The sequence below is a fragment of the Acidovorax sp. GW101-3H11 genome, from assembly GCF_001633105.1.
Classification (GTDB): domain Bacteria; phylum Pseudomonadota; class Gammaproteobacteria; order Burkholderiales; family Burkholderiaceae_C; genus Acidovorax.
In genome coordinates this window covers 191,139-213,580 of record NZ_LUKZ01000013.1, presented here as the reverse complement: position 1 = coordinate 213,580, position 22,442 = coordinate 191,139, and the positions used below count along the sequence as shown (strand labels likewise).

Genomic DNA, 22,442 nt, shown 5'->3' with positions numbered 1-22,442 from the left:
ACGTCCAGTGCAACACGCTCCACAGCCCAGGGCGCGGCCAGCCCCAATGCCTGGCAGAACAACGCTTCTTGCATGGGGAGGGCTCCTGTTCGGGGGGTGTCAATGGGTTTATTTGTACTGTAGTGTTCCACCCGAAACGGAAGAGAGCCATTTTTGATGGATTTTTGCACCCTATCTGCCGCACCTGTGTGCCTGTGCAAACACCCGCCGCAGGCCTGGGTCTTACCCCTTGGGGCGCGGGCAGGGCGCCGCATACAATGTCCTGTTCCGCCCTGGCGGGCGCTTGTGCGCTGGCCGCTGGCGGTTTTTGTGTATTTTGACCATCCGTTGTGGAGTCCCGTCCGTGTTTATTTCTTCCGCTTTTGCCCAAACCGCACCTGCCGCAGCCGCTGGTGGCGGTGACATGATGTCCACGCTCACGGGCATGCTGCCCCTGGTGCTCATGTTTGTGGTGCTGTACTTCGTCATGATCCGCCCCCAGATGAAGCGCCAGAAGGAACACCGCGCCATGATCGACGCCATCGCCAAGGGCGATGAAGTGGCCACCGCTGGCGGCATCGTCGGCAAGGTCACCCGCCTGTCCGAGGGTTTCCTGCACATCGAGATCGCCAGCGGCGTGGAAGTGCAAATGCAGCGCAGCGCCGTGGTGCAGGTCCTGCCCAAGGGCTCCGTCAAGTAATCAATGAACAGCCCCTCTGGGCGCTGCACACCGCCTCCCGTCGCTCGCGCTGCGTGCAGACCGGGTGACGGGGCCAGCGCAGCGGGGCGGCCCTTGCACGGCATTGGCTGGCAGGGCGTGGAAAAGGCGTAAACATGAACCGTTATCCGGTCTGGAAGTACGCGATCCTGGTGATCGTGCTGCTGGTGGGGGCCTTGTACACCCTGCCCAATTTCTTTGGCGAAGCCCCTGCCGTGCAGGTGTCGTCGGCCAAGGCCACCGTCAAGGTGGACACCGCCGTGCAGCAGCGGGTGGAAGAGGCCCTCAAGGCGGCAGGCGTCACGCCCGATTTCGTGGCGCTGGAAGGCAACTCGGTGCGTGCGCGCTTTGACACGCCCGACACCCAGCTCAAGGCCAAGGACGCCATCCAGAAGGCCCTGGTGCCCGACGCCAACGATGCCTCGTACATCGTGGCGCTGAACCTGGTGTCGCGCTCGCCGCTGTGGCTCAAGGCCCTGCACGCCAACCCCATGTACCTGGGCCTGGACCTGCGTGGCGGTGTGCACTTCATGCTGCAGGTGGACATGCAGGCCGCGCTGACCAAGAAGGCCGAATCGTATGCCGGTGACATCCGCACCGCGCTGCGCGACAAGAGCATCCGCCACGGCGGCATCAGCCGCGAAGGCCAGAACATCGACATCAAGGTGCGCGACGAAGCCACGCTCACGGCCACCCGCAACCTGATTGCCGACCAGTTCACCGACCTGCAGGTCACCAGCACGCCCGAGGGCACCGAGTTCAAGCTGCGCGCCTCCATCAAGCCCGAGGCCACACGCCGCGTGCAGGAGCAGGCCCTCAAGCAGAACATCGTCACGCTGCACAACCGGATCAACGAGCTGGGCGTGGCCGAGCCGGTGATCCAGCAGCAGGGCCTGGACCGCATCGTGGTGCAGCTGCCCGGTGTGCAGGACACCGCCAAGGCCAAGGACATCCTGGGCCGCACCGCCACGCTGGAAGTGCGCCTGGTGGACGAAGGCACCGAAGCCCGCGCTGCCGAGACCGGCCGGGGCCCCGTGCCGTTTGGCTCCGAGCGCTACCTGGAGCGCAGCGGCCAGGCCATCATTGTGAAGAAGCAGGTCATCCTGACCGGCGAGAACCTGACCGACGCCCAGCCCGGCTTTGACGGCCAGACGCAGGAGCCCACCGTGAACCTCACGCTGGACGCCAAGGGTTCGCGCATCTTCAAGGACATCACGCGCGAGAACATCGGCAAGCGCATGGCCATCGTGCTGTTCGAAAAGGGCAAGGGCGAAGTGGTCACGGCTCCCGTGATCCGCAGCGAAATCGGCGGTGGCCGCGTGCAGATCTCTGGCCGCATGACCACGGCCGAGGCCAATGACACCTCGCTGCTGCTGCGCGCCGGTTCGCTGGCTGCGCCCATGGAAATCATTGAGGAATACACCATCGGCCCGAGCCTGGGCGCCGACAACATCGAGCGTGGCATCCACAGTGTGGTCTGGGGCATGGTGGCGATTGCCGTCTTCATGTGCATCTACTACGCGCTGTTCGGTGTGTTCTCGACCGTGGCACTGGCCGTGAACGTGCTGCTGCTGCTGGCCATCCTGTCCATGCTGCAGGCCACGCTGACCTTGCCCGGCATTGCCGCCATGGCGCTGGCGCTGGGCGTGGCCATCGACTCCAACGTGCTGATCAATGAACGCATCCGCGAGGAGCTGCGCGACGGGGTCTCGCCGCAGGCAGCCATCCACGCGGGCTACGAACGCGCCTGGGCCACCATCCTGGACTCGAACGTGACCACGCTGATCGCGGGCCTGGCGCTGCTGGCCTTCGGCTCCGGCCCGGTGCGCGGCTTTGCCGTGGTGCACTGCATCGGCATCCTGACCAGCATGTTCTCGGCCGTGTTCTTCTCGCGCGGCCTGGTGAACCTGTGGTACGGCCGCCAGAAAAAGCTCAAGAGCGTGTCGATCGGCCAGGTTTGGAAGCCTGAACCCGACAGCGCTGTGGCCAAAACGAACTAAAGGAGGAAGACCATGGAATTCTTCCGCATCCGAAAAGACATCCCCTTCATGAAGCACGCGTTGGTCTTCAACGCGATTTCCTTCATCACCTTCGCGCTGGCCGTGTTCTTCCTGGTCACGCGCGGACTGCACCTGTCGGTGGAGTTCACGGGCGGCACCGTGATGGAAGTGGCCTACAGCCAACCGGCCGAGCTGGCCAAGGTCCGCGAGACCGTCTCCGGCCTGGGCTACCCCGACGTGCAGGTGCAGAACTTCGGCACGGCCCGTGATGTGATGATCCGGCTGCCGGTGCAAAAGGGCGTGACCTCTGCGCAGCAAAGCGAACAGGTTCTTGGCGCCCTGAAAGCCGCCAACCCTGAAGTCACGCTGCGCCGCACCGAGTTTGTGGGCCCGCAGGTGGGCGAGGAGCTGGTGCATGGCGGCCTGATGGCGCTGGCCATGGTGGTCGTAGGCATCGTGATCTACCTGGCCTTCCGCTTCGAGTGGAAGTTTGGCGTGGCAGCCATCATTGCCAACCTGCACGATGTCGTGATCATCCTGGGCTTCTTCGCGTTCTTCCAGTGGGAGTTTTCGCTGGCCGTGCTGGCGGGCGTGCTGGCCGTGCTGGGCTACTCGGTCAACGAGTCGGTGGTGATCTTCGACCGGATCCGTGAGGCCTTCCGCAGGTACCGCAAGATGACCACCCACGAGGTGATCGACCACGCCATCACCAGCACGATGAGCCGCACGATCATCACCCACGCCTCGACCGAAGCGATGGTGCTGTCGATGCTCTTTTTTGGTGGCCCCAGCCTGCACTACTTCGCGATGGCGCTGACCATCGGGATTCTGTTTGGCATCTATTCCTCGGTGTTTGTGGCGGCAGCCATCGCCATGTGGCTCGGGGTCAAGCGCGAGGATCTTGTCAAGCCTGCCAAAAAGGAAGGGGATCCCAACGATCCCCACGCTGGAGCAACCGTTTGACCCGCTAATATCTGCTTATGCAGCCCACGCCCTCTTCCGTTCCACAGCGTCGCTTGGCCCGCCAGGCGCGCCAGAAGTTCGTAGAGGGCCTGTGCTCCGGACTCCCTGAGCTGGGCAAGACGGTCCAGGAGTTCCTGGCCACCTTGATGGGCCAGACGGGCACGGCACGGGAAATGCAGTCGCACCGCGACGCATGGCAACGCTACCAGCAACTGCATACCGCCTGGACCCAGCGCACCGCCAGGGCTTGGCAGGAAGCTATGGCGCCCCACGTCAGCAGCACGCGGGGGCAACTCGCCAGCAGTGCCGCTGGAAACCAGTTCGAGCTGCTCAGCGACGATGTGGTGGAGAACAAGATCCTGGCCTCGCGCATGGCCCTGACGATCACCGAACAGGTCGGCCCCCAGTTCGACACGCTGCGCCAGCGCACCCAGTCCCTGGAAGGCCAGGAACTCGACAGCAGCGACATCCTTCGGCCGGACGCCGTGTGCCTGCTGCTGGTGGAGCAGTGGGTGGAATCCGGCCTGTCCCGCACCGACCTGCAGACCGTGGTGGACCCACTGCAGCGCGACCTGGCCAATCTGCTCCAGAAGCATTACCAGGCCGTCAATGTGTTCTATGTAGAGCAGGGCATCACTCCGCAGACGGACCTGAAATCCCGTGTGCGGCGCACCAGCGGCGGGGCCGTGACGGGCCGCGGAGGTGGCGACTCCGGCTCTGGCGGCCTGGCCTCTCAGGCTCTGGCGCAGACCCATGAGGCCATGGCGGCAGCGCGTGGCTCCTCTCCTTTCCCGGCACAGATGCCGCGCCCACCCCAGTCGCCGCCCGGCTATCCCCGGCACGGCATGCATACGGCTTTTGCCACGGGCATGACCCCGTTGGCTCGCGCCCGCCAGCGGGCGCAAGGGGTCATGGGCCAGCTGCGCCGCCTGCTCACCCAGCCTGCCACGGGATTTGACATGGTCAATGCCCCGCCTGCTTCGGCGGCGCTGGCCCATGCGCTCACCGCCCACCGCGTACATGCCGATACCTACTACAGCAGTGTCGCCACGCTGATGGAAGACTACAGCCCGGCCGCTGTGGTGCAGCTGGCAGGCACAGTGCGGGAGCGGTCCACGGAACTCAAGAAAAAAGCCACCACCACGGGCGAGAAGGCCATCATCGAGGTGGTGGCGCTGATGTTCCAGAGCATCCTGGCCGAAGACCGCATTCCACCGGCGGTGCGTGTGTGGTTTGCGCGTCTGCAGGTGCCTGTGCTGCGCGTGGCGCTCGCAGAACCCGAGTTTTTCAGCAACCTCGACCATCCCGCCCGCAAGCTGATCGACCGCATGGGGGCCTGTGTGCTGGGCTTTGATTCCACCAGCATCAACGGCAGCGCCTTGGAGGCCGAAATCCGCCGCGTGGTGCAGGTGATTGAGCAGTACCCTGAAACCGGCCGGCGGGTGTTCCAGCTCGTATACGACGAGTTTGAGAAGTTTCTGTCCAAGTTCCTCACCGAAAAGCAGGCCACCTCCCGCCTCGTCAGCGTGGCGCAGCAGGTGGAGCAGCGGGAAACCCTGGCCATCCAGTACACCATCGAGCTGCGCACCATGCTGCGCGACATGCCGGTGCGCGATGAGATCCGCGAGTTCCTGTTCAAAACCTGGGCCGAGGTGCTGGCCCTGTCGGCTGTGCGCGATGGCCCGCAGCATGCGGACACGGTGGCGTTCAAACGCACGGCGGCCGATCTGGTCTGGGCCGCCAGCGCCAAACCCAACCGCAGCGACCGGGCCCAGGTAATCCAGAACCTGCCGGGCCTGCTGCAGCGCCTGCGCCAGGGCCTGGCGCTGCTCGGCGTCAATGGGCCCGAGCAGGACACACAGGTCAAGACTTTGACCGACACGCTGGCAGATGCCTTCCTGTCCAAAACCGCCTCGATCCCTCAGGCACACATCGAGGCCATGGCCAAACGCCTGGCCAACCTCGAAGACTTCATGAGCGACGCCACCCTGGGTGACATGCCGCTCAATGCCGACAACATTGAGATGATGCTGGGTATTGATGCCTCGTCCATCCATGTGGTGGCCGACAACGGCGCGCCGGTGGACGATGCCATGGTGGTGTGGGCGCAGGAGCTGCAGCCCGGCACCTGGTACACGCTGGACCACAACGGCGCGTCGGCCCAGGTGCAGTACGCCTGGCAGAGCCAGCGCAAGCAGTTGCACCTGTTCGCGGCAGTCGATGGCAGCAGCTACCTGATCCAGCTGCGTCGCCTGGCCGCTTACCTGCAGGCCGGCCTGCTCGTGGCCCAGGACGAAGAGGGCCTGACCCTGCGCGCCACCCGCGACGCCCTGGCCAAACTGGACGCCAACCCCGAACGTTTGCTGGACTGACAACCGCTGGCTGCAGGCAGCCCAGGCCCGGGCGTTGCACGCACCTGCCTTGACGATCCCAGCCTCAGCCGCGCCCCAGACGCTGGAACAGCCCCCCGGGTAGACGCGCCACGCGGCCATCCAGTTCCAGCTCCAGCAGCATCACCTGCAGGGCAGCCGTGTCCATGCCGGTGCGTGCCACCAGGGCATCCAGGCCCAAGGGATCAAACCCCAGCGCTGCGAGCACGGGGTTGCTGTCTGACCCGCTTTCCGCGCGCTCCTCCACCGCTGCACCCTCTTCAGCGTGCTCCTCTGGCAAGCCCGGCACCGTGGTGGTCGGGAGCCGCAACTCCTCCAGCACATCCTGCGCCGACTCGACCAGTTTGGCCCCCTGGCGGATCAGTGCATGGCAGCCCCGCGACTGGGGCGCATGGATGGATCCCGGGATCGCAAAAACCTCCCGCCCCTGCTCGACCGCCATCCGGGCCGTGATCAAGGAGCCCGAGGCGAGCGCGGCCTCGACAACCAGCGTCCCTTGGGACAGGCCCGAGATGATGCGGTTTCGCTTGGGGAAGTTGGCCGCGAGCGGGGGCGTTCCCAGCGGGTACTCGCTGACCAGCAGCCCCCGGGCTGCAATGCGGCGCGCCAGATCCAGGTTCTTGCGGGGATACACCCGGTCCAAGCCGGTCCCCACCACAGCAATGGTGGCCGCCGCTGGAGCGCCCGCCACAGAGGCATCCAGCGCGCCTTCATGTGCCGCAGCATCCACGCCCAGCGCCAGCCCCGACACAATGGTCAGCCCGGCACCGTGCAATGCCCGCGAGAACAAGCGGGCGTTCTCGGCGCCCTGGGCGGTCGGGTTGCGGCTGCCGACCACCGCCAGACACCGGTCGCTGGGAAAAGGCTGGTGCGCGAGCAGCTGCGCTGGACCGGTGAGGTACAGCAGCAGCGGAGGGTCTTCCGTGTCCAGCAAGGACTGCGGATAGCGGACATCGCCCAGCGTGACGATGGTACGTGCCGGGCCCTCGGGGCCCGCTCCAGACAGCCACTGGGCGGTGGTGTCCCACAAGGCCTGCCAGGCCGCAGGAATCTCACACAAAGCCCGCGCCTGGGCATTGGTCACGCATTGCTGCAGCGCCGCCTCGGGCTGCTGAAAAATCGCTTGCGGAAGCCCGAAGCGGGACAGCAGCCGCCGCGCAGTGCCGTTGCCCACGCCTGGGGACAGCGTCAAGCGCAGCCAAGCGCCCAGCTCTTCATGGTCCATGGGTTTCAGGCCCCCTGCGCACAGTCTGGTGCCGCCGCCTCATACCGAGACCAGCGACCCCATCCGCGCGAAGGCGTGCGCGACTTACTTGGGGTTGACGAGGCGATCGCCCACACGCACGCCGTTGCGGATTTCCAGCAGCAGCGCATACGAAACGCGCTCGAAGGTGCGGAACACCATGGCCGTGCCATTGATTTCGCTGGGCAGCTTGACCGTGGCCTTGGCCTTGTCGGTGGTGTCTTTGATGCGGTCACCCTTGGTCATCAGGCTAAGCACATGGCCGGGCTCCACGCCATCTTCCGAACCCATGTTGATGGCCACTACCTGATTCTGGGCGCCATAGGCCACTGCCGAGCTGCCGTAGATGGACACCACGCGCGCATCGACCTCAACCTCAGGGGCGCGCGGTGTGTAGCTCATGAATGCGCGTGCGGGTGCGGGCAGCAGACGGTCACCGGCCTGGACTTCTTCCTTGGTGGCCGACAGGTCCACGGTGGCGGGCACGTACTCGGCGTTGTAGCCGCCCTTGCCATTGGGCGTTTCCTCGAAGGATTCGCCACGCACCAGTTCGGCCTTGCCCACGTACTGGGCTTCGTAGCCCAGCACTTCGCCTGTCATCGGGTCCTTGAGGGCCACTGCGTTGCGGAAAACACGGTAGAAGCGCGGCTCCCCGGCCTCGGCCAGCATGGGCGAGGCGGTGTCCCCGCGCACATAGACGCGGTCACCCGCGCCCATCAGCACGCGCTCGTCGGTCGTCGCGATCACACGCGGGGCACGCAGCAGCGTTTGCTCGTCCACCACCAGGGGCTCAACCAGGAAAGGCTCTATCAGGTGGGGCTTGAGGGTCGGCAGTGCAGAATCAGCCAGGCTGTCGCTGCGCGTGCGCGGCGACACGCGCACGGTTTCGGGTTCGCTCGCCGCGCCGGGGCGGCTGGTGCGCAGGCGGGCATAACCACCGTCCTTTTCCAGATACAGGGTCTGGCCCGGGAAGATCAGGTGCGGGTTGGGAATGGCCTTGAGGTTCATGCCCCACAGTTCAGGCCAGCGCCAGGGGCGCTTGAGGTACATGCCCGAAATGCCCCAGAGCGTGTCACCGCGCTTGACGGTGTAGGTGTCGGGTGCGTTCGGCGCCAGCTCTTCCAGGGGCACGCCCCGCTCGGACACCTGCTGCGCGGTGGCGCGCTGGCCGCTGGAGATGGGGTAGTTCTGCGCCTGAGCCGGCATGACCAGCAAGGCGCCAGCGATGATGGTGAGCGCGCCCAGGGCGGTCCGCCGCACGCTGGTGAATGCCGTCATGTTGTTCCTTTTCTCATGCATTGTGAAACGCCCCCTCACTGGCAACCCGGCGCCTGCAGCATGCGGGCGCCCGGGTAACTACGTTACAAACCTTCTTAGATTCTCTGCTCAAGCCCTTGATTCGGCAACGATTATTGGCCAGCAACACGGCGGCAGGCCGTAAAAGTGGCGAAAATAGCGACATCTTCTACCTGTAGCCATGGCAATCCTCCCCATTCTCTGTTACCCGGACCCCCGGCTCCACAAGGTCGCACGCCCCATTGCAGTGGTGGACGACCGCATCCGGACGCTGGTGTCCGACATGCTGGCCACCATGTACGACGCCCACGGCATCGGCCTGGCCGCCACCCAGGTGGACGTGCACGAACGGCTGGTGGTGATCGATGTGTCCGAAGAACGCGACCAGCCCCTGGTGCTGATCAACCCCGAACTCGTCTGGACCAGCGCAGAAAAGCATGTGAACGACGAAGGCTGCCTGTCCGTCCCCGGCATCTACGACGGCGTGGAGCGTTTTGACGCCGTGCATGTGCAGGCGCTCGACGCCCAGGGCGAGTCGCGGGTCATCGAGGCGGACGGCCTGCTGGCGGTCTGCATCCAGCATGAGATGGACCACCTGATGGGCAAGGTGTTCGTGGAATACCTCTCGCCCCTCAAGCGCAACCGCATCAAGACCAAGATGATCAAGCAGCAGCGGGAGGCCCGCGAGTGAGGCCATCAGCGCTCTGCGCCTTGCGGGGCGGCGGAGTGCTGGCGCGGGCAGCGCTCGGGGCGCTGCTCATCCATCTTGCGGGTTGTGCGCTGCCTGCCCGCGAGCAGCCCGGCGCACTGCGTGCCGAAGTGCTGGCCCGCCTGGGCCCGCCCAGCGCGACCTTTGCGCTGGCGCAGGGCGAGCGGTGGCTCTATTCCGAACTGCCCGCAGGCTTTGAGGCCCACGCCCTCGACTTTGACGCCAGCGGCCGACTGCTGCGCAACGAACAGGTGCTGACCCAGGCAAGGTTCGAGAACCTTCCGCTGGGCACCTGGACCACCACCGATGTACAACGCAGCTTTGGCGCCCCCTTGCGGGTGGAACGCGTGGCGCGGTTTGATGGCGACATCTGGGCCTACCGCTTCCGCCAGAACTCCGACCTGCGCTTGGCCCATGTGCACCTGGACCGCCAGGGCGTGGTGCGGCAGGTGCTGTTCACCGACGAAGCCCCCCATTTCGACAATGCGCGCGACTGAGCGGTTGCGCAATTGAACGCTCCCCAGACACCCGCATGCAGCCATCCATGAGAGTCATTTTTGCCGGTACCCCCGAATTTGCCCGCGTGGCGCTGGAGCGGCTGCTGGCTGCGGGTTTCACCGTCCCGCTGGTGCTCACCCAGCCTGACCGCCCGGCGGGCCGGGGCATGAAGTTGCAGGCGTCGCCCGTCAAACAATGTGCGCTGGACCACGGTATTCCCGTCGCACAACCACGCAGCCTGCGCCTGGACGGCAAATACCCCGAAGACGCTGCCGCCGCGCGCGACGCGCTGCAGGCCGCCCAGGCCGATGTGATGGTCGTGGCCGCCTACGGGCTGATCCTGCCGCAGTGGACCCTGGACATGCCGCGCCTGGGCTGCCTAAACATCCACGCCAGCCTGCTGCCACGCTGGCGCGGCGCGGCCCCCATCCACCGCGCCATCGAGGCAGGCGACGCCGACACCGGCGTCACCATCATGCAGATGGACGCCGGGCTGGACACCGGCGACATGCTGCTCACCGAGCGCCTGGCCATCACCGCCGACGACACCACGGCCGCACTGCACGACCGGCTGGCCCTGCTGGGCGGCCGCATGATCGTGGAAGCGCTGGAGCTGGCGGCCTGCGGCGGCCTGCAGCCTGTGCCCCAGCCCGCCGAAGGCATCACCTACGCCCACAAGATCGAGAAGGCCGAAAGCAGCATCGACTGGTCGCTACCCGCCACCGTGATCGGCCAGCGCATCCGCGCGTTCGACCCGTTTCCGGGCGCCAGCACCGAGTGCAGCGGCGAGACCATCAAGATATGGAGCTATGTTATTGATAGCAATAAAGGCAATGCAGACACGCGCAAAGGCCTTGTTTTGTCTGCAAATGACACCGGTGTGCTGGTGGCCTGTGGCGCGGGCACGGTGCTGCGCCTGACCACACTGCAGCGCGCGGGGGGCAAACGGCTGCCTGCGGCCGATTTCCTGCGCGGCTTCGATCTGCAGCCCGGCATGGTGCTGGGCGCCCCCGCCGCATGAGCGTGCTCGCCTCCCTGCGCAGCACCGTGCGCCACCCTTCGTTCCGGCTCGCCGCCACCGACATGGCGGGCACCTCGCTGGGCATTGCCGCCTGGGGTTTGGTCACGGGCGTGGCCATGGTCAAGAGCGGCATGCCGGTGGGCATGGCGGTGTTCATGTCGCTGCTGGTGTATGCGGGCAGCGCGCAGCTGGCGGTCATCCCGCTGCTGTCCGTGGGCGCGCCGCTGTGGGTCATCTGGCTCACTGCCTCCTGTGTGAACCTGCGTTTTGTGATCTTCAGCAGCATGTGGCGCAGCTACTTCGCCCACCTGCCGCTGCGCCAGCGGCTGGCGCTGGGGTACTTCAGCGGCGACGTGATCTACGTGGCGTTCATGAAGCGGTTCCCCGAGCCCCGCCCCGCGCCCGAGCAGGTGCCATATTTCTGGGGCGCCGCCAGCACCAACTGGCTGGCCTGGCAGGTGCCGTCCATCGCAGGCATTTTGCTGGCCAATGCCGTGCCCCTGTCCTGGGGGCTGGGGTTTGCCGGGGTGCTGGCGCTCTTGGGCGTGCTGCTGTCGCTGCTGTTCGACCGGGCCACCTGGCTGGCCACGGGCGTGGCGGCCACGGCGGCGATTGCCGCGTTTGCGCTGCCGCTCAAGCTCAACATCCTGGTCGCCCTGGCCGCCGCCGTGGCCGCCGGGCTGCTGATGGAGGCAGTGGACCGCCGCCGCCACAAGCCCGAGCTGCTGCTGGTGCCCGCCGACAGCGTGATGCCACCCGAAGAACGCGAGCATGTCGCGGCGGGCGATGTGGTGCCGCTGCGCGAGGAGCGCCATCCATGATGAACGGATCCTGGATCGAACCGGTGCTGGCCATCGTGGGCCTGGCGGTCATCACCGTGGTGTCGCGCTCCTTCTTCATGATCCCCGAGCGCGAGCTGCCGCTGCCCGGCTGGCTCAAGCGCGGGCTCAAGTACGCCCCCCTGGCCGCCCTCACCGCCGTGATCGCGCCCGAGATCCTCATGACCCAGGGCGAACTCATCGACACCTTCATGGACGCCCGTCTGCCCGCTGTGGTGTGCGCCAGCGCCTACTATTTCTGGCGCCGGGGCATCCTGGGCACGATCCTGGTGGGCATGGCGGTGTACCTGCCGCTGCACATAGGTTGGGGCTGGTAAGAATAGGTTCGCCCTGAGTCGCCTTCGGCGCCATCCCCCCAAGGGGGACGCACCCGGTGGCCTGGCACAGCCAGTTCCACGGGTGCACTGGCACAGACAGAAGAGAAGAGAAGGGCGCCCTCTACCGCGGTTACTAAAATGGCCGCCGCGAGCCCTCCTTCCTCTTTACACCTCTGCTATGAACATCCTCCGCTTTTCCGATCTGTGCGCCCAAGGCAAGGCCCAAGGCCAGCGCGTCTTCATCCGTGCGGACATGAACGTCCCGCAGGATGACGCAGGCCAGATCACCGAAGACACCCGCATCCGCGCCTCGATCCCCTGCATCCGCATGGCGCTGGATGCCGGTGCCGCCGTGATGGTCACCAGCCACCTGGGCCGCCCGACCGAAGGCGAATTCAAGCCTGAGGATTCCCTGGCCCCCGTGGCCCAGCGTCTGTCCGAGCTGCTGGGCCGCGATGTGCCGCTGGTGGCGAACTGGGTGGATGGCGTCACCGTGGCCCCTGGCCAGGTGGTGCTGCTGGAAAACTGCCGCCTGAACGTGGGCGAAAAGAAGAACAAGGACGAACTGGCGCGCAAGCTGGCCGCGCTGTGCGACATCTTCGTGAACGACGCGTTCGGCACCGCCCACCGCGCCGAAGGCACGACCTACGGCATCGCCCAGTTTGCGCCCGTGGCCTGCGCGGGCCCGCTGCTGTCGGCCGAGATCGACGCCCTGACCAAGGCCCTGGCCCAGCCCCAGCGCCCGCTGGCCGCCATCGTGGCGGGCTCCAAGGTGTCCACCAAGCTCACCATCCTGCAAAGCCTGGCCGACAAGGTGGACCAGCTCATCGTAGGCGGCGGCATTGCCAACACCTTCATGCTGGCCGCAGGCCTGCCCATTGGCAAAAGCCTGGCCGAACCCGACCTGCTGGACGCTGCCAAGTCGGTGATGGCCGCAATGAAGGCCCGGGGCGCCGAAGTGCCGATCCCCACCGACGTGGTCGTGGCCAAGGCCTTTGCTGCGGATGCCCCCGCCACCGTGAAGGCAGCCACCGATGTGGCGCCTGACGACCTGATCCTGGACATCGGCCCCGACACCGCCGCGCGCCTGGCCGCCCAGCTCAAGTCGGCAGGCACCATCGTCTGGAACGGCCCTGTGGGCGTGTTCGAGTTCGCCGCGTTCGAAAACGGCACCCGCGCCTTGGCCGCAGCCATTGCCGAGTCGCCCGCGTTCAGCATTGCGGGGGGCGGCGACACGCTGGCCGCCATCGCCAAGTACGGCATCGAGAAACAGGTGGGTTACATCTCGACCGGCGGCGGCGCCTTCCTGGAGGTGCTGGAAGGCAAAAAACTGCCCGCTTTCGACATCCTGGAGCAGCGCGCCGCCGCCGCCGTGTAAGCAAATGCAAGGCAAACCGGGCTATTTGGCCCTGCTTGCCTTGCAGCAACACACAACTGTGACCAAAAACAACGAACTGTGTACGGCGGAGCGCAGTTAGCGTAATTTTTTCTTGTTTTTGTTGAGGAACCCGCCCAGAATTATTTTTCAATCGTGCGGGCTGTATCTGTCCAGATCCTCGCAAATCTAGTCCGTAGGAGGGAATCATGTCGTTTTCAAAGGCAATCAGCTTGGCCGTTCTGGCTGGCGCTGTAGCAACCTTGGTGGGGTGCGCACAGAAAGCGCCCATTCCCGTTGCGGAAAATTTTGAATACACCTCGCAACCCAAGGTCCGCTCCGCAGGCCACTGGGACCTGGTGTCGCGTGATGTGGTCGGCCAGACGCTGGGCACCCTGGACAAGGCCGGTGTGGCCCCAGGCACCCCGATGCATGTGTCGCTGCCCGCCAATCCCACACAGTTTGAAACCGCGTTCCGCGAGTTCCTGATCACCAAGCTGGTCCAGAACGGTGCCGTGGTGCAACAAAGCCCCGGCCAGGCGCTAGACGTCTCCTACGGCATCCAGGTCGTGCGCCACAACAGTGACCGCCCCCACTTCATTCCTGGCCAGTTCACCATGTTGGCTGCGGGCCTGTTTGCTGCGCACGGCCTGCGCCACCAGCACGTCGATGCCCAGATGGCCGCAGCCCTGGGCCTGACAATCGCCGCCGACTACGCCAACAGCATCAACTCGGGTGGCCCCACCAACACCGAGCTGATCCTGACCACCACCGTCACGCGCGGTGGCCAGTACCTGGCCCGCAAGACCGACGTGTACTACCTGGAAAACGCTGACACCCCGCTGTTCACGCGCCCCTCGTACAAGAACGTCAACATGAAGGTTGTCTCGCAATGAAAACCCCCGCACTTCTTTTGACGGTGCTGGCTGGCGCGGTGCTGGCCGGTTGCGCCAACAACTCCGCGCCGGTGCGCGTCGAGCCCACCTACCAGGAAGCCGCCAGCAGCCAGTTCATCCAGACCAGCCGCGACGCCGTCACCAAGCTGACCACCGGCTTTGACATGAACGCCCTGGGCGCAGGCCCGGTGCTCGTGGCCACCGTGGTCAACGTCAACGACCTGAGCCGCGCTGCCCCCCTGGGCCGCACGCTGTCCGAGCAGTACGCCACGAGCATGGCTGCCAGCGGTTTCAACGTGAAGGAAATCAAGCTGCGCGGCGACGTGTTCGTGCGCGAAGGCCAGGGCGAGCTGCTGCTGTCGCGCGAGATCAAGGACATTGCCCGCAACCACAACGCCTCGATGGTGCTGGTGGGCACCTACTCGGCCGCCGCCAACTACACCTACGTGAGCCTGAAGCTGGTGCGCACCGAAGACAGCCGCATCGTGCGCGGCCACGACTACGCGCTGCCCAACGACCGCGACGTGCAACGCCTGCTGGCTGTGCCACGCTGAGCCGCTGGCTGCGCCCGCAGACTCCTCTCCTCTGTCTGCAAATACAAAAGGCCGTCTCGACGGCCTTTTTTTACGCCCGCAGGATCTCTGCACCTCGCCATCGGCACGACGGCTACACGCCCCCATGGCGACCCGCAGGAGATGCGCCGGGGGCGGCCCACTAAAATCACGCCCCATGAACTTCACCGACATGCTGCGCGGCGCCACGGCGCAGAACAACTCCCTGCTGTGCGTGGGCCTGGACCCCGAACCCACCCGCTTCCCTGCGGGCATGCAGGGCGACCCGCGCAAGATCTATGACTTTTGCGCCGCCATCGTGGACGCCACGGCCGACCTGGTCTGCGCCTTCAAGCCCCAGATCGCCTACTTTGCCGCCCACAGCGCAGAAGACCAGCTGGAGCGCCTGATGCAGCACATGCGCGCCAATGCGCCCCAGGTGCCGGTGATCCTGGATGCCAAACGCGGCGACATTGGCTCCACCGCCGAGCAATACGCCAAGGAAGCCTTCGAGCGCTATGGCGCCGATGCCGTCACGCTGTCGCCCTTCATGGGCTTCGACTCCATCGAACCCTACCTGGCTTACCACGGCAAGGGCGCCTTCCTGCTGTGCCGCACCTCCAACCCGGGCGGCGACGACCTGCAGAACCAGCGCCTGGCCAGCATCGACGGCCAGCCGCTGATGTACGAACATGTGGCGCGCCTGGCGCAAGGCCCCTGGAACAAGAACGGCCAGCTCGGCCTGGTGGTGGGCGCGACCTACCCGCAGGAGATCGAACGCGTGCGCGCCATCGCCCCCACGCTGCCCCTGCTGATCCCCGGCGTGGGCGCCCAGGGGGGCGACGCGGCCGCCACGGTGCGTGCTGGGCTGCGCAACGACGGCCCCATCATCGTGAACTCCTCGCGCGCCGTGTTGTATGCCTCCCCGGGTGCGGACTTTGCGGCTGCCGCACGCACCGCCGCCCAGCACACCCGCGCGGTGCTCGAAGCCTCGCGCAGCCGCTAGAGCCCCCACGCACCGTCCTCCCAGCCCCCCGCAGCCAGCACCACACGCCCATGCAGCTCAAGTGGCTGGAGGACTTCATCGTGCTGGCGCAGGAGCGCAGCTTCACCCGCGCCGCCGAGCTGCGGCATGTGACCCACCCCGCCTTTGGCCGCCGCATCCGTGCGCTGGAGGCCTGGGCAGGCACGCCGCTGGTGGAGCGGGGCGGGGGGCCCGTCACCCTCACGCCTGCCGGGCAGAGTTTTCTGGACACCGCCGGGCAGATGGTGCGCAACCTCACGCAGTCGCACGAGGAGCTGCAAAGCCTGGCCGGGCGCCAGGCCCGCACCGTGACCCTGGCCACGGGCCGCACGCTGGCACGCACCGTGGTGGCCGACTGGCTGGTGCTCCTGCAGCCCATCCTGCAGGGCGGCGAGCTGTGCATCCGCACCCGGGCGCTGGCCGACACCGTGGCCATGCTGGAGCGCAGCGAGGCCGACTTCTCCCTCGTCTACCACCACCCCACACTCGCCGTGCGCCTGGATGCGCGCCAGTTCATGCATGTCACCGTGGCCTCGGACCGGCTGGTGCCCGTTTCGCGCGCCACCGCGCAGGGGCAGGCGCTGCACCGCTTCGGGCCCGACGCCACGCGCGTGCCCTACCTGGCCTACGCCCCGCAGCTGGCGCTGGGCCGCCTGGTGGAAGACCACCTGGCCCAGAACCCGCACGCGCCCCGGCTGCAGCGGGTGGTGGAATGCGACTCGGCCGACGCGCACTACGAATACGTGCAAAAAGGCCTGGGCGTGGCCTGGCTGCCCTGGTCCATGGTGCACGCCGACTGCCAGGCCCAGCGCATGGCCTTGGCGGGCGATGCGCGCATGGAGGTGCGGTTTGACGTGCGCCTGTACCGCCCCAAACGCCGCCTGGGCCCGCTGGCCGAGGCGCTGTGGAAGGCACTGGCGCAGCGCTGAACCTGAGCGCCCCCCCAGCGGGGCACAGGGTTTTCATCAGGGCGCCGAGCAGCATTGGCACACACTGGTGCTGTTTCGGCACCAGGCCAGCGGCTGGGGCTTCGCACAATCGGGCCACAACCCCGATCCACGACGAGGACCTCCCCATGCAACCCACCCTCCCCCTGCGCCGCGTGGCGCTCCTGTGCGGCCTGGTGCTGCTCGGCGCCGCCCCTGCGCTGGCGCAGGACGCCTACCCCAGCAAACCCATCACCATCGTCGTGGGCTACCCGCCCGGCGGTAGCACCGACCTGACCGCCCGCACCGTGGCCACCGAGCTGGGCCTCAAGCTCGGCGTGCCGGTGGTGATCGAGAACGTGGGTGGCGCGGGCGGTGCCATCGGCGCGCAGAAGGTGGCCAGCAGCGCACCCGATGGCTACACGCTGCTGGTGGGTGCCAGCAACGAGATCGCCATCAACAAGCTGGTGACCAAGAAGGTGAAGTACGACATCAAGGACTTCACCGCCATCGGCCTGATTGCCTCGCAGCCGCTGGTGCTGGTGGCCTCCACGGGCACGGGCGTGAAGACCCTGGCCGAGTTCACGCAGAAGGTGTCCAAGAACCCCGGCAAGTTCAGCTACGGCAGCTCGGGCGTGGGCACCTCGCTGCACCTGGCGGGCGAGATGGTCAAGGAGCAGGGCAAGCTGTTCATGACGCACATCCCCTACCGGGGCGTGGCGCCACTCGCCAACGACCTGGTGGGCAACAACCTCGAATACGGCGTGTTCGTGCTCTCCAGCGGCCTGCCACACATCAAGAGCGGCAAGGTGATTGCCCTGGGCACCACCGAGGCCAAACGCTCGGCCGTGACGCCCGACATCCCCGCGCTGGCCGAAACGCCCCAGTACAAGAACGTGGACATCGGCACCTGGTTTGCGCTGATGGCGCCCGCCAACCTGCCCAAGCCCGTGTTCGACAAGCTCAAGAAGGCCCTGGCCGACAGCCTGCAGTCGCCCGACTTCAAGAAAAAGATGGAAGCCAGCGGCTCCACCGTGGCCGCCCCCACCGTGAACATCGACCAGTTCCTGGCCACCGAAGTGGCCAAGTACAAGAAGATTGTTGAATTCGCCAAGATCGAAGAATGAACCCCACCGACCTCGCCCCCACCGCCGTGCCCCCCCTGGCGTTTGAACTGCCCGCCCCCGACATCAGCGCCTGGCGCGCGGGCAACACCGGCACCGAAGGCGTGTGGCATTTCGACTCGGGCCAGCCCGGCCGCCACGTGATGATCAGCGCCCTGGTGCACGGCAACGAGCTGTGCGGCGCCTGGGCGCTCAAGGGCCTGCTCGAAGCCGGTGTGCGCCCTCAGCAGGGCACGCTCACGCTGGCGTTCTGCAACCTCGACGCGTTCGACCGTTTCGACCCCGCCAACCACGATGCCTCGCGCTTCACCGACGAAGACCTCAACCGCCAGTGGCTGGACGCGCGCATCGATGCTGCCGACACCAACGAGCGCCGCCGCGCCGCCGCGCTGCGCCCCTGGGTGGCACAAGCCGACTGGCTGCTCGACATCCACTCGATGCACGAGCCCTCGGCGCCGCTGCTGCTCACCGGCATCCAGCCGCGCAACCGGCAACTAGCGCGCGCCATGCGCTCGCCCGAATACATCGTGGTGGACGCGGGCCACAAGGACGGCGTGCGCATGCGCGACTACGGCCGCTTGGGCCTGCCCGATGGCAACGGCGAAGGCCAGGGCGGCGACACCCGCTCGCTGCTCATCGAATGTGGCTTCCACGGCGACCCCGCCAGCCGCACGGTCGCGCAGGACCAGTGTGTGCGTTTCCTCGAACAGTCCGGCGTGCTGGACGCTGGCACCCTCGCGCAGCAGCTGCCCGGCTGGCGCCAGCCCGACGCCGCCCAGCAATGGGCGCTGGAGGTGACCGGCCCCGTGGTCGCCACCAGCAGCGCCTTCCGCTTTGTGGCGCCCTACACGGGGCTGGAGCTGTTTGAGCAGGCGGGCACGGTGATCGGTGACAACGATGGGGTGCCGGTGGCCACGCCTTACGACGGGTGCGTGCTGGTCATGCCCTCGGTGCGGCAGGCGCGCGCGGGCGTGACGGTGGTGCGGTTTGCACGCCGTCAGGTGCTGTAAACCGGCCCAAAGGCCCGTTCAAGGCGACACCTTGAATGCTATGTTATTGATAGCTTAAAAGGCATACTCATAGAGCGCAGAGGCCTTTTTTGGCTTCAAAGAATCACCCCAACGCTCACTGTGCGGCCCGCCCCGCGTCGATGTGGGCCTTGACCCGCTGGGCCAGCGCGATGTCGCCCGGGGTGTCGGGGCTCCAGGCGTCCACCGGGCGGGGCAGCTCCTGCGCGTCCACGGCGGTGTAGACCGCCACGCAGTGCGCCACATCCTCCAGCGGCGCGCCCTGCACGCCGCCGCTGCGCACCTCCACGGCCAGGCACATGCTGGAGTCGGAGGTGTAGGCCAGGCGCGCATGCACCTCCACCAGATCCCCCGGGCGGATGGGCCGCACAAAGTGGGCACCGCCCACAAACTCGGTGACGCACGCGCCCCGGGCCCAGGCGCTGGCACAGGCAAACCCGGCCTCGTCCACCCAGCGCAACACGGTGCCGCCCGCCACGCGGCCCGCCTGGGGCTGGGCGCCTTGCGGGGCCAAAAATCGGAGGGTGATGGACTGCATGCCGAAGCTCCCGAGGACAGGGTGAGCTGGAATTATTCCCCAGCCGCCCCGGCATGTGCACACCGCCGGTGTGGACCTGACGCGGCCGAAATTGACCTGAGTCAAAACCCTGCTGCCAGCAGAAACCTACATTGCGTTACACACCACGCGGCCTGAGAACCTGTTCTGACGGGCCGCACCCCGTCGGCGGGTGCCGACACCCCGCCCGCTGAGGGTTTCCTATTGCCGCACGGCCCGCCCGTGCGCCCACTGCCATGTCACTTCTGCACCGGTTGAACCTGCTCGAAAAGTTCCTGATCCTGGGAACGCTGGGGCTCATGATGAGCGCCCTGCCCACCTACCTCACCGTGCGCGATTCGCTGCACGCCATCGGCCACGCCCGCCAGGAGGCGCGCGGCGTGCCGCCCGCCCAGGCGCTCACCCGCCTGGTGCAGCACATGCAGGTGCACCGGGGCCTGTCGGTGGGCATGCTGGGGGGCGATGAGTCCCTGGCCGCGCGCCGCCCCGCTGCGCGCGACGCGGTGAACACGGCACTGGACGATGTCAGCACCCGCTTCGCCGCCGCCCAGGTGCCCGCAGCACAACTGGCCAACTGGACCCAGGCCCAGCAGACCTGGCGCACGCTGGAGCAGGCCGTGGGGGGGCGCAGCATCGAGCAGGCGCAAAGCACGGCGCAGCACACGCAGCTGATTGCCAGCCTGTTGCAGCTGAACGAAGCCCTGGTGCATGCGTATGGCCTGCAGATCGACCCCGAGGCCGACACGAACGCACTGATCCAGGCATCGCTCGCCCAGGCGCCCATGCTGGGCGAAAAGCTGGGCATGCTGCGCGCCCAGGGTGCCAGCGCTTTGGGCAAGCGCGAGCTGACGCCCCAGGGCAAGGGCCAGCTGCTGGTGCTGCAGCAGCGTGTGGCCGAGCTGCAGGCCGACACCTTCCGCGGCCTGGACCGCGCCCTGCAGGGCAACCCCGATCTGCAGCGCGCGCTGGGCAGCAGCGTGCAGGCGGTGCAAGGCCAGATCCAGCAGTCGCTGCAGATGGCGGAGCGCGACGTGATCAACGCCACCGAGCTGCAACTGGCGTCCAAGGACTATTTCGACGCCTTCACCCGCACCATCGAGGCGCTGAACGCGCTCAACAACCTGTCGATGGCCAGCCTGGACCAGGCGCTGCAGGCGCGCGTGGCAGGGCTGCAACGCAACCTGCTGTGGGTGGCGCTGGCCCTGGTGCTCACGATGGTGGTCACCAGCGCCACGGCCCTGGTGTTTGTGCGCTCCATGACCGGGCCGCTGTCGCAGGCCGTGGCGCTGTCGCGGGCCGTGGCGCAGGGCGACCTGAGCGGCGCGCCCATCCCCCATGGCACGAACGAGGTGGGCCAGCTGCTGCAGGCGCTGCAGCAGATGCGCAGCCAGCTCACGCAGGTGGTGCGCCAGGTGCGCAGCGGATCGGAGAGCGTGGCCACGGCCAGCGTGCAGATTGCACAGGGCAACACCGACCTCTCGGCCCGCACCGAGAGCCAGGCCAGCGCGCTGGAGCAGACCGCTGCGTCGATGGAGCAGCTCAACGCCACCGTGCGCCAGAACGCCGACAGCGCCCAGCAGGCCAGCCAGCTCGCCGCCAGCGCGAGCACCGTGGCCACCCAGGGGGGCGAGGTGGTGGCCCAGGTGGTCCACACCATGCAGGGCATCAACGCCGCGTCGCAGAAGATCTCGGACATCATCGGCGTGATCGACTCCATCGCCTTCCAGACCAACATCTTGGCGCTGAACGCGGCCGTGGAAGCCGCCCGCGCAGGCGAGCAGGGCCGGGGCTTTGCCGTGGTGGCCAGCGAGGTGCGCAGCCTGGCCGGGCGCAGTGCCGAGGCCGCGCGCGAGATCAAGACCCTCATCAGCGCCAGCGTGGAGCGCGTGGAGCAGGGCACGGCCCTGGTAGACCGCGCAGGCAGCACCATGACCGAGGTGGTCGCATCCATCCGCCGCGTGACCGACATCGTGGGCGAGATCAGCGCGGCCAGCCACGAACAGTCCCTGGGTGTGGCCCAGGTGGGCGAGGCCGTGACGCAGATGGACCAGGTCACGCAGCAGAACGCCGCCCTGGTCGAGGAGATGGCCGCCGCCGCCAGCAGCCTGCAGAACCAGGCCGAGGACCTGGTGCAGGTGGTGTCGGTGTTCCGCCTGGGGGGCGATGGCAGCCACGTCGGCAGCAGCAGTGGCGGCACCGGGATGCTACGACTTCAATAGCTGCAAAGGCATGCTGGACGAGCGCAAACGGCCATTTTGGCTTGAATAATCACATGCCACAGATGGGTCGCCAGCCCACGCACCAGCACCAGCGCCTCGGCTTCACTCCCTCTCCCCTTGTGGGAGAGGGTGGGGGAGAGGGGGCCTGTGCCAAGGGCGATGCCTCATCACCCCCTCTCCCCGGCCCTCTCCCGCGAGGGGAGAGGGAGTGAAAGCCAGCGAAGGTATCGACCTGATCCAGCCATGTGGGCCCGAATGGTTCAGGCCGCCCCGGGCGCAGCAATGCCCAGCGCATCCAGCTCCGCCGCCGTGAACACCCGCGAGCGGGTGTGGAAGGCCTTGCCCTCGGGTCCTTCGAGCGAGAACGTGCCGCCCGTGCCCTCGATCACATCGATGATGAGCTGCGTGTGCTTCCAGGTCTCGTACTGCGCGCGCCCGATGTAGAAGGGGCATCCTCCTATGTCGCCCAGGTACACGTCGCCCGCGCCCATGGTGATCTCGCCGGACAGGTAGCAGTTGGCCGCGCTGTTGTCGCAGCAGCCACCCGACTGGTGGAACATCAGATCGGGGCCGTGTTTGGATTGCAGCAAGGCCACCAGCGCCAGCGCAGCGGGGGTGGCAATGACTTTTTGGACCATGGGGTGTCTCCTTGTCTCGGCAAAAGGCAAAAAGGGGGTCTGCCGCCAGCCCCCTTTTGCCTTCCTATTTCCATCATCCCGCCCGTTCACGCTGAGCCTGTCGAAGCGCTGCGCAAGGCTTCGACAGGCTCA

General features: G+C 66.9%; 21 protein-coding genes. 17 read left to right on the top strand and 4 right to left on the bottom strand.

Annotated elements, in window-relative coordinates; translation table 11 throughout:
* Nucleotides 1-343 precede the first annotated feature (343 nt).
* From yajC to A1D30_RS15200, 4 genes are all read left to right on the top strand, one after another.
* Complete coding sequence (yajC, locus tag A1D30_RS15215; protein WP_063461563.1) at nt 344-679, top strand: preprotein translocase subunit YajC; 336 nt, start codon at nt 344-346, stop codon at nt 677-679.
* A gap of 134 nt (nt 680-813) precedes the next feature.
* Nucleotides 814-2,697 carry a protein translocase subunit SecD gene (gene secD / locus A1D30_RS15210; protein WP_063461562.1) on the top strand — a complete coding sequence of 628 codons (1,884 nt, stop codon included), beginning with the start codon at nt 814-816 and terminating at the stop codon, nt 2,695-2,697.
* Between the two features lie 12 nt (nt 2,698-2,709).
* The gene (secF, locus tag A1D30_RS15205; protein WP_063461561.1) at nt 2,710-3,660 is read left to right on the top strand and encodes a protein translocase subunit SecF; all 951 of its coding nucleotides are present in this window, start codon (nt 2,710-2,712) and stop codon (nt 3,658-3,660) included.
* 17 nt (nt 3,661-3,677) lie between these two features.
* Nucleotides 3,678-6,032, top strand: coding sequence for a DUF1631 domain-containing protein (locus tag A1D30_RS15200; RefSeq protein WP_063461560.1), 2,355 nt, complete (start codon nt 3,678-3,680; stop codon nt 6,030-6,032).
* A 64-nt stretch (nt 6,033-6,096) separates the two neighbouring features.
* On the opposite strand, the gene dprA is transcribed toward A1D30_RS15200, so the two are convergent.
* The gene (gene dprA / locus A1D30_RS15195) at nt 6,097-7,275 is read right to left on the bottom strand and encodes a DNA-processing protein DprA (protein WP_063461559.1); all 1,179 of its coding nucleotides are present in this window, start codon (nt 7,273-7,275) and stop codon (nt 6,097-6,099) included.
* A gap of 84 nt (nt 7,276-7,359) precedes the next feature.
* Nucleotides 7,360-8,571, bottom strand: coding sequence for a LysM domain-containing protein (locus A1D30_RS15190; RefSeq protein WP_109790959.1), 1,212 nt, complete (start codon nt 8,569-8,571; stop codon nt 7,360-7,362).
* Nucleotides 8,572-8,770: 199 nt separating this feature from the next.
* Between A1D30_RS15190 and def the strand changes: the two genes are divergently transcribed.
* The 12 genes from def (at nt 8,771) to A1D30_RS15130 (ending at nt 18,879) form a co-directional block, all read left to right on the top strand.
* The gene (def, locus tag A1D30_RS15185; RefSeq protein WP_063461557.1) at nt 8,771-9,280 is read left to right on the top strand and encodes a peptide deformylase; all 510 of its coding nucleotides are present in this window, start codon (nt 8,771-8,773) and stop codon (nt 9,278-9,280) included.
* Between the two features lie 20 nt (nt 9,281-9,300).
* A complete protein-coding gene (locus A1D30_RS15180) occupies nt 9,301-9,795 on the top strand; it encodes a hypothetical protein (RefSeq protein ID WP_063461556.1) in 495 nt (164 codons plus the stop codon).
* Between the two features lie 47 nt (nt 9,796-9,842).
* Complete coding sequence (fmt, locus tag A1D30_RS15175) at nt 9,843-10,817, top strand: methionyl-tRNA formyltransferase (protein ID WP_063461555.1); 975 nt, start codon at nt 9,843-9,845, stop codon at nt 10,815-10,817.
* Nucleotides 10,814-11,638, top strand: coding sequence for an AzlC family ABC transporter permease (locus tag A1D30_RS15170; protein WP_063461554.1), 825 nt, complete (start codon nt 10,814-10,816; stop codon nt 11,636-11,638). Before fmt ends, A1D30_RS15170 begins: the two co-directional genes overlap by 4 nt.
* Nucleotides 11,638-11,973: an AzlD domain-containing protein gene (locus A1D30_RS15165; RefSeq protein ID WP_063461553.1), complete on the top strand. Its 336-nt coding sequence runs from the start codon at nt 11,638-11,640 to the stop codon at nt 11,971-11,973. The genes A1D30_RS15170 and A1D30_RS15165 overlap by 1 nt, the downstream gene beginning before the upstream one ends.
* A gap of 178 nt (nt 11,974-12,151) precedes the next feature.
* Entirely contained in the window at nt 12,152-13,351 is a 1,200-nt protein-coding gene (locus A1D30_RS15160) for a phosphoglycerate kinase (RefSeq protein ID WP_063461552.1), read from the top strand.
* A gap of 206 nt (nt 13,352-13,557) precedes the next feature.
* The gene (locus A1D30_RS15155) at nt 13,558-14,244 is read left to right on the top strand and encodes a hypothetical protein (protein WP_063461551.1); all 687 of its coding nucleotides are present in this window, start codon (nt 13,558-13,560) and stop codon (nt 14,242-14,244) included.
* A complete protein-coding gene (locus A1D30_RS15150; protein ID WP_063461550.1) occupies nt 14,241-14,798 on the top strand; it encodes a FlgO family outer membrane protein in 558 nt (185 codons plus the stop codon). The genes A1D30_RS15155 and A1D30_RS15150 overlap by 4 nt, the downstream gene beginning before the upstream one ends.
* A 175-nt stretch (nt 14,799-14,973) precedes the next feature.
* A complete protein-coding gene (pyrF, locus tag A1D30_RS15145; RefSeq protein WP_063461549.1) occupies nt 14,974-15,801 on the top strand; it encodes an orotidine-5'-phosphate decarboxylase in 828 nt (275 codons plus the stop codon).
* A gap of 50 nt (nt 15,802-15,851) precedes the next feature.
* Entirely contained in the window at nt 15,852-16,748 is an 897-nt protein-coding gene (locus tag A1D30_RS15140; RefSeq protein ID WP_063461548.1) for a LysR family transcriptional regulator, read from the top strand.
* Nucleotides 16,749-16,894: 146 nt separating this feature from the next.
* Complete coding sequence (locus A1D30_RS15135) at nt 16,895-17,872, top strand: tripartite tricarboxylate transporter substrate-binding protein (RefSeq protein ID WP_063461547.1); 978 nt, start codon at nt 16,895-16,897, stop codon at nt 17,870-17,872.
* A complete protein-coding gene (locus A1D30_RS15130; RefSeq protein WP_063461546.1) occupies nt 17,869-18,879 on the top strand; it encodes a succinylglutamate desuccinylase/aspartoacylase family protein in 1,011 nt (336 codons plus the stop codon). Before A1D30_RS15135 ends, A1D30_RS15130 begins: the two co-directional genes overlap by 4 nt.
* A gap of 115 nt (nt 18,880-18,994) precedes the next feature.
* Here A1D30_RS15130 and A1D30_RS15125 read toward each other — a convergent pair whose 3' ends face one another.
* Nucleotides 18,995-19,435 carry a hotdog domain-containing protein gene (locus A1D30_RS15125; RefSeq protein ID WP_063461545.1) on the bottom strand — a complete coding sequence of 147 codons (441 nt, stop codon included), beginning with the start codon at nt 19,433-19,435 and terminating at the stop codon, nt 18,995-18,997.
* 254 nt (nt 19,436-19,689) lie between these two features.
* Between A1D30_RS15125 and A1D30_RS15120 the strand changes: the two genes are divergently transcribed.
* Nucleotides 19,690-21,672, top strand: a complete 1,983-nt coding sequence (locus A1D30_RS15120) for a methyl-accepting chemotaxis protein (protein ID WP_063461544.1) — start codon at nt 19,690-19,692, stop codon at nt 21,670-21,672.
* A 260-nt stretch (nt 21,673-21,932) separates the two neighbouring features.
* Here the strand turns inward: A1D30_RS15120 and A1D30_RS15115 are convergent, their stop codons facing one another.
* Nucleotides 21,933-22,310, bottom strand: a complete 378-nt coding sequence (locus A1D30_RS15115; protein ID WP_063461543.1) for a DUF779 domain-containing protein — start codon at nt 22,308-22,310, stop codon at nt 21,933-21,935.
* Nucleotides 22,311-22,442 lie beyond the last annotated feature (132 nt).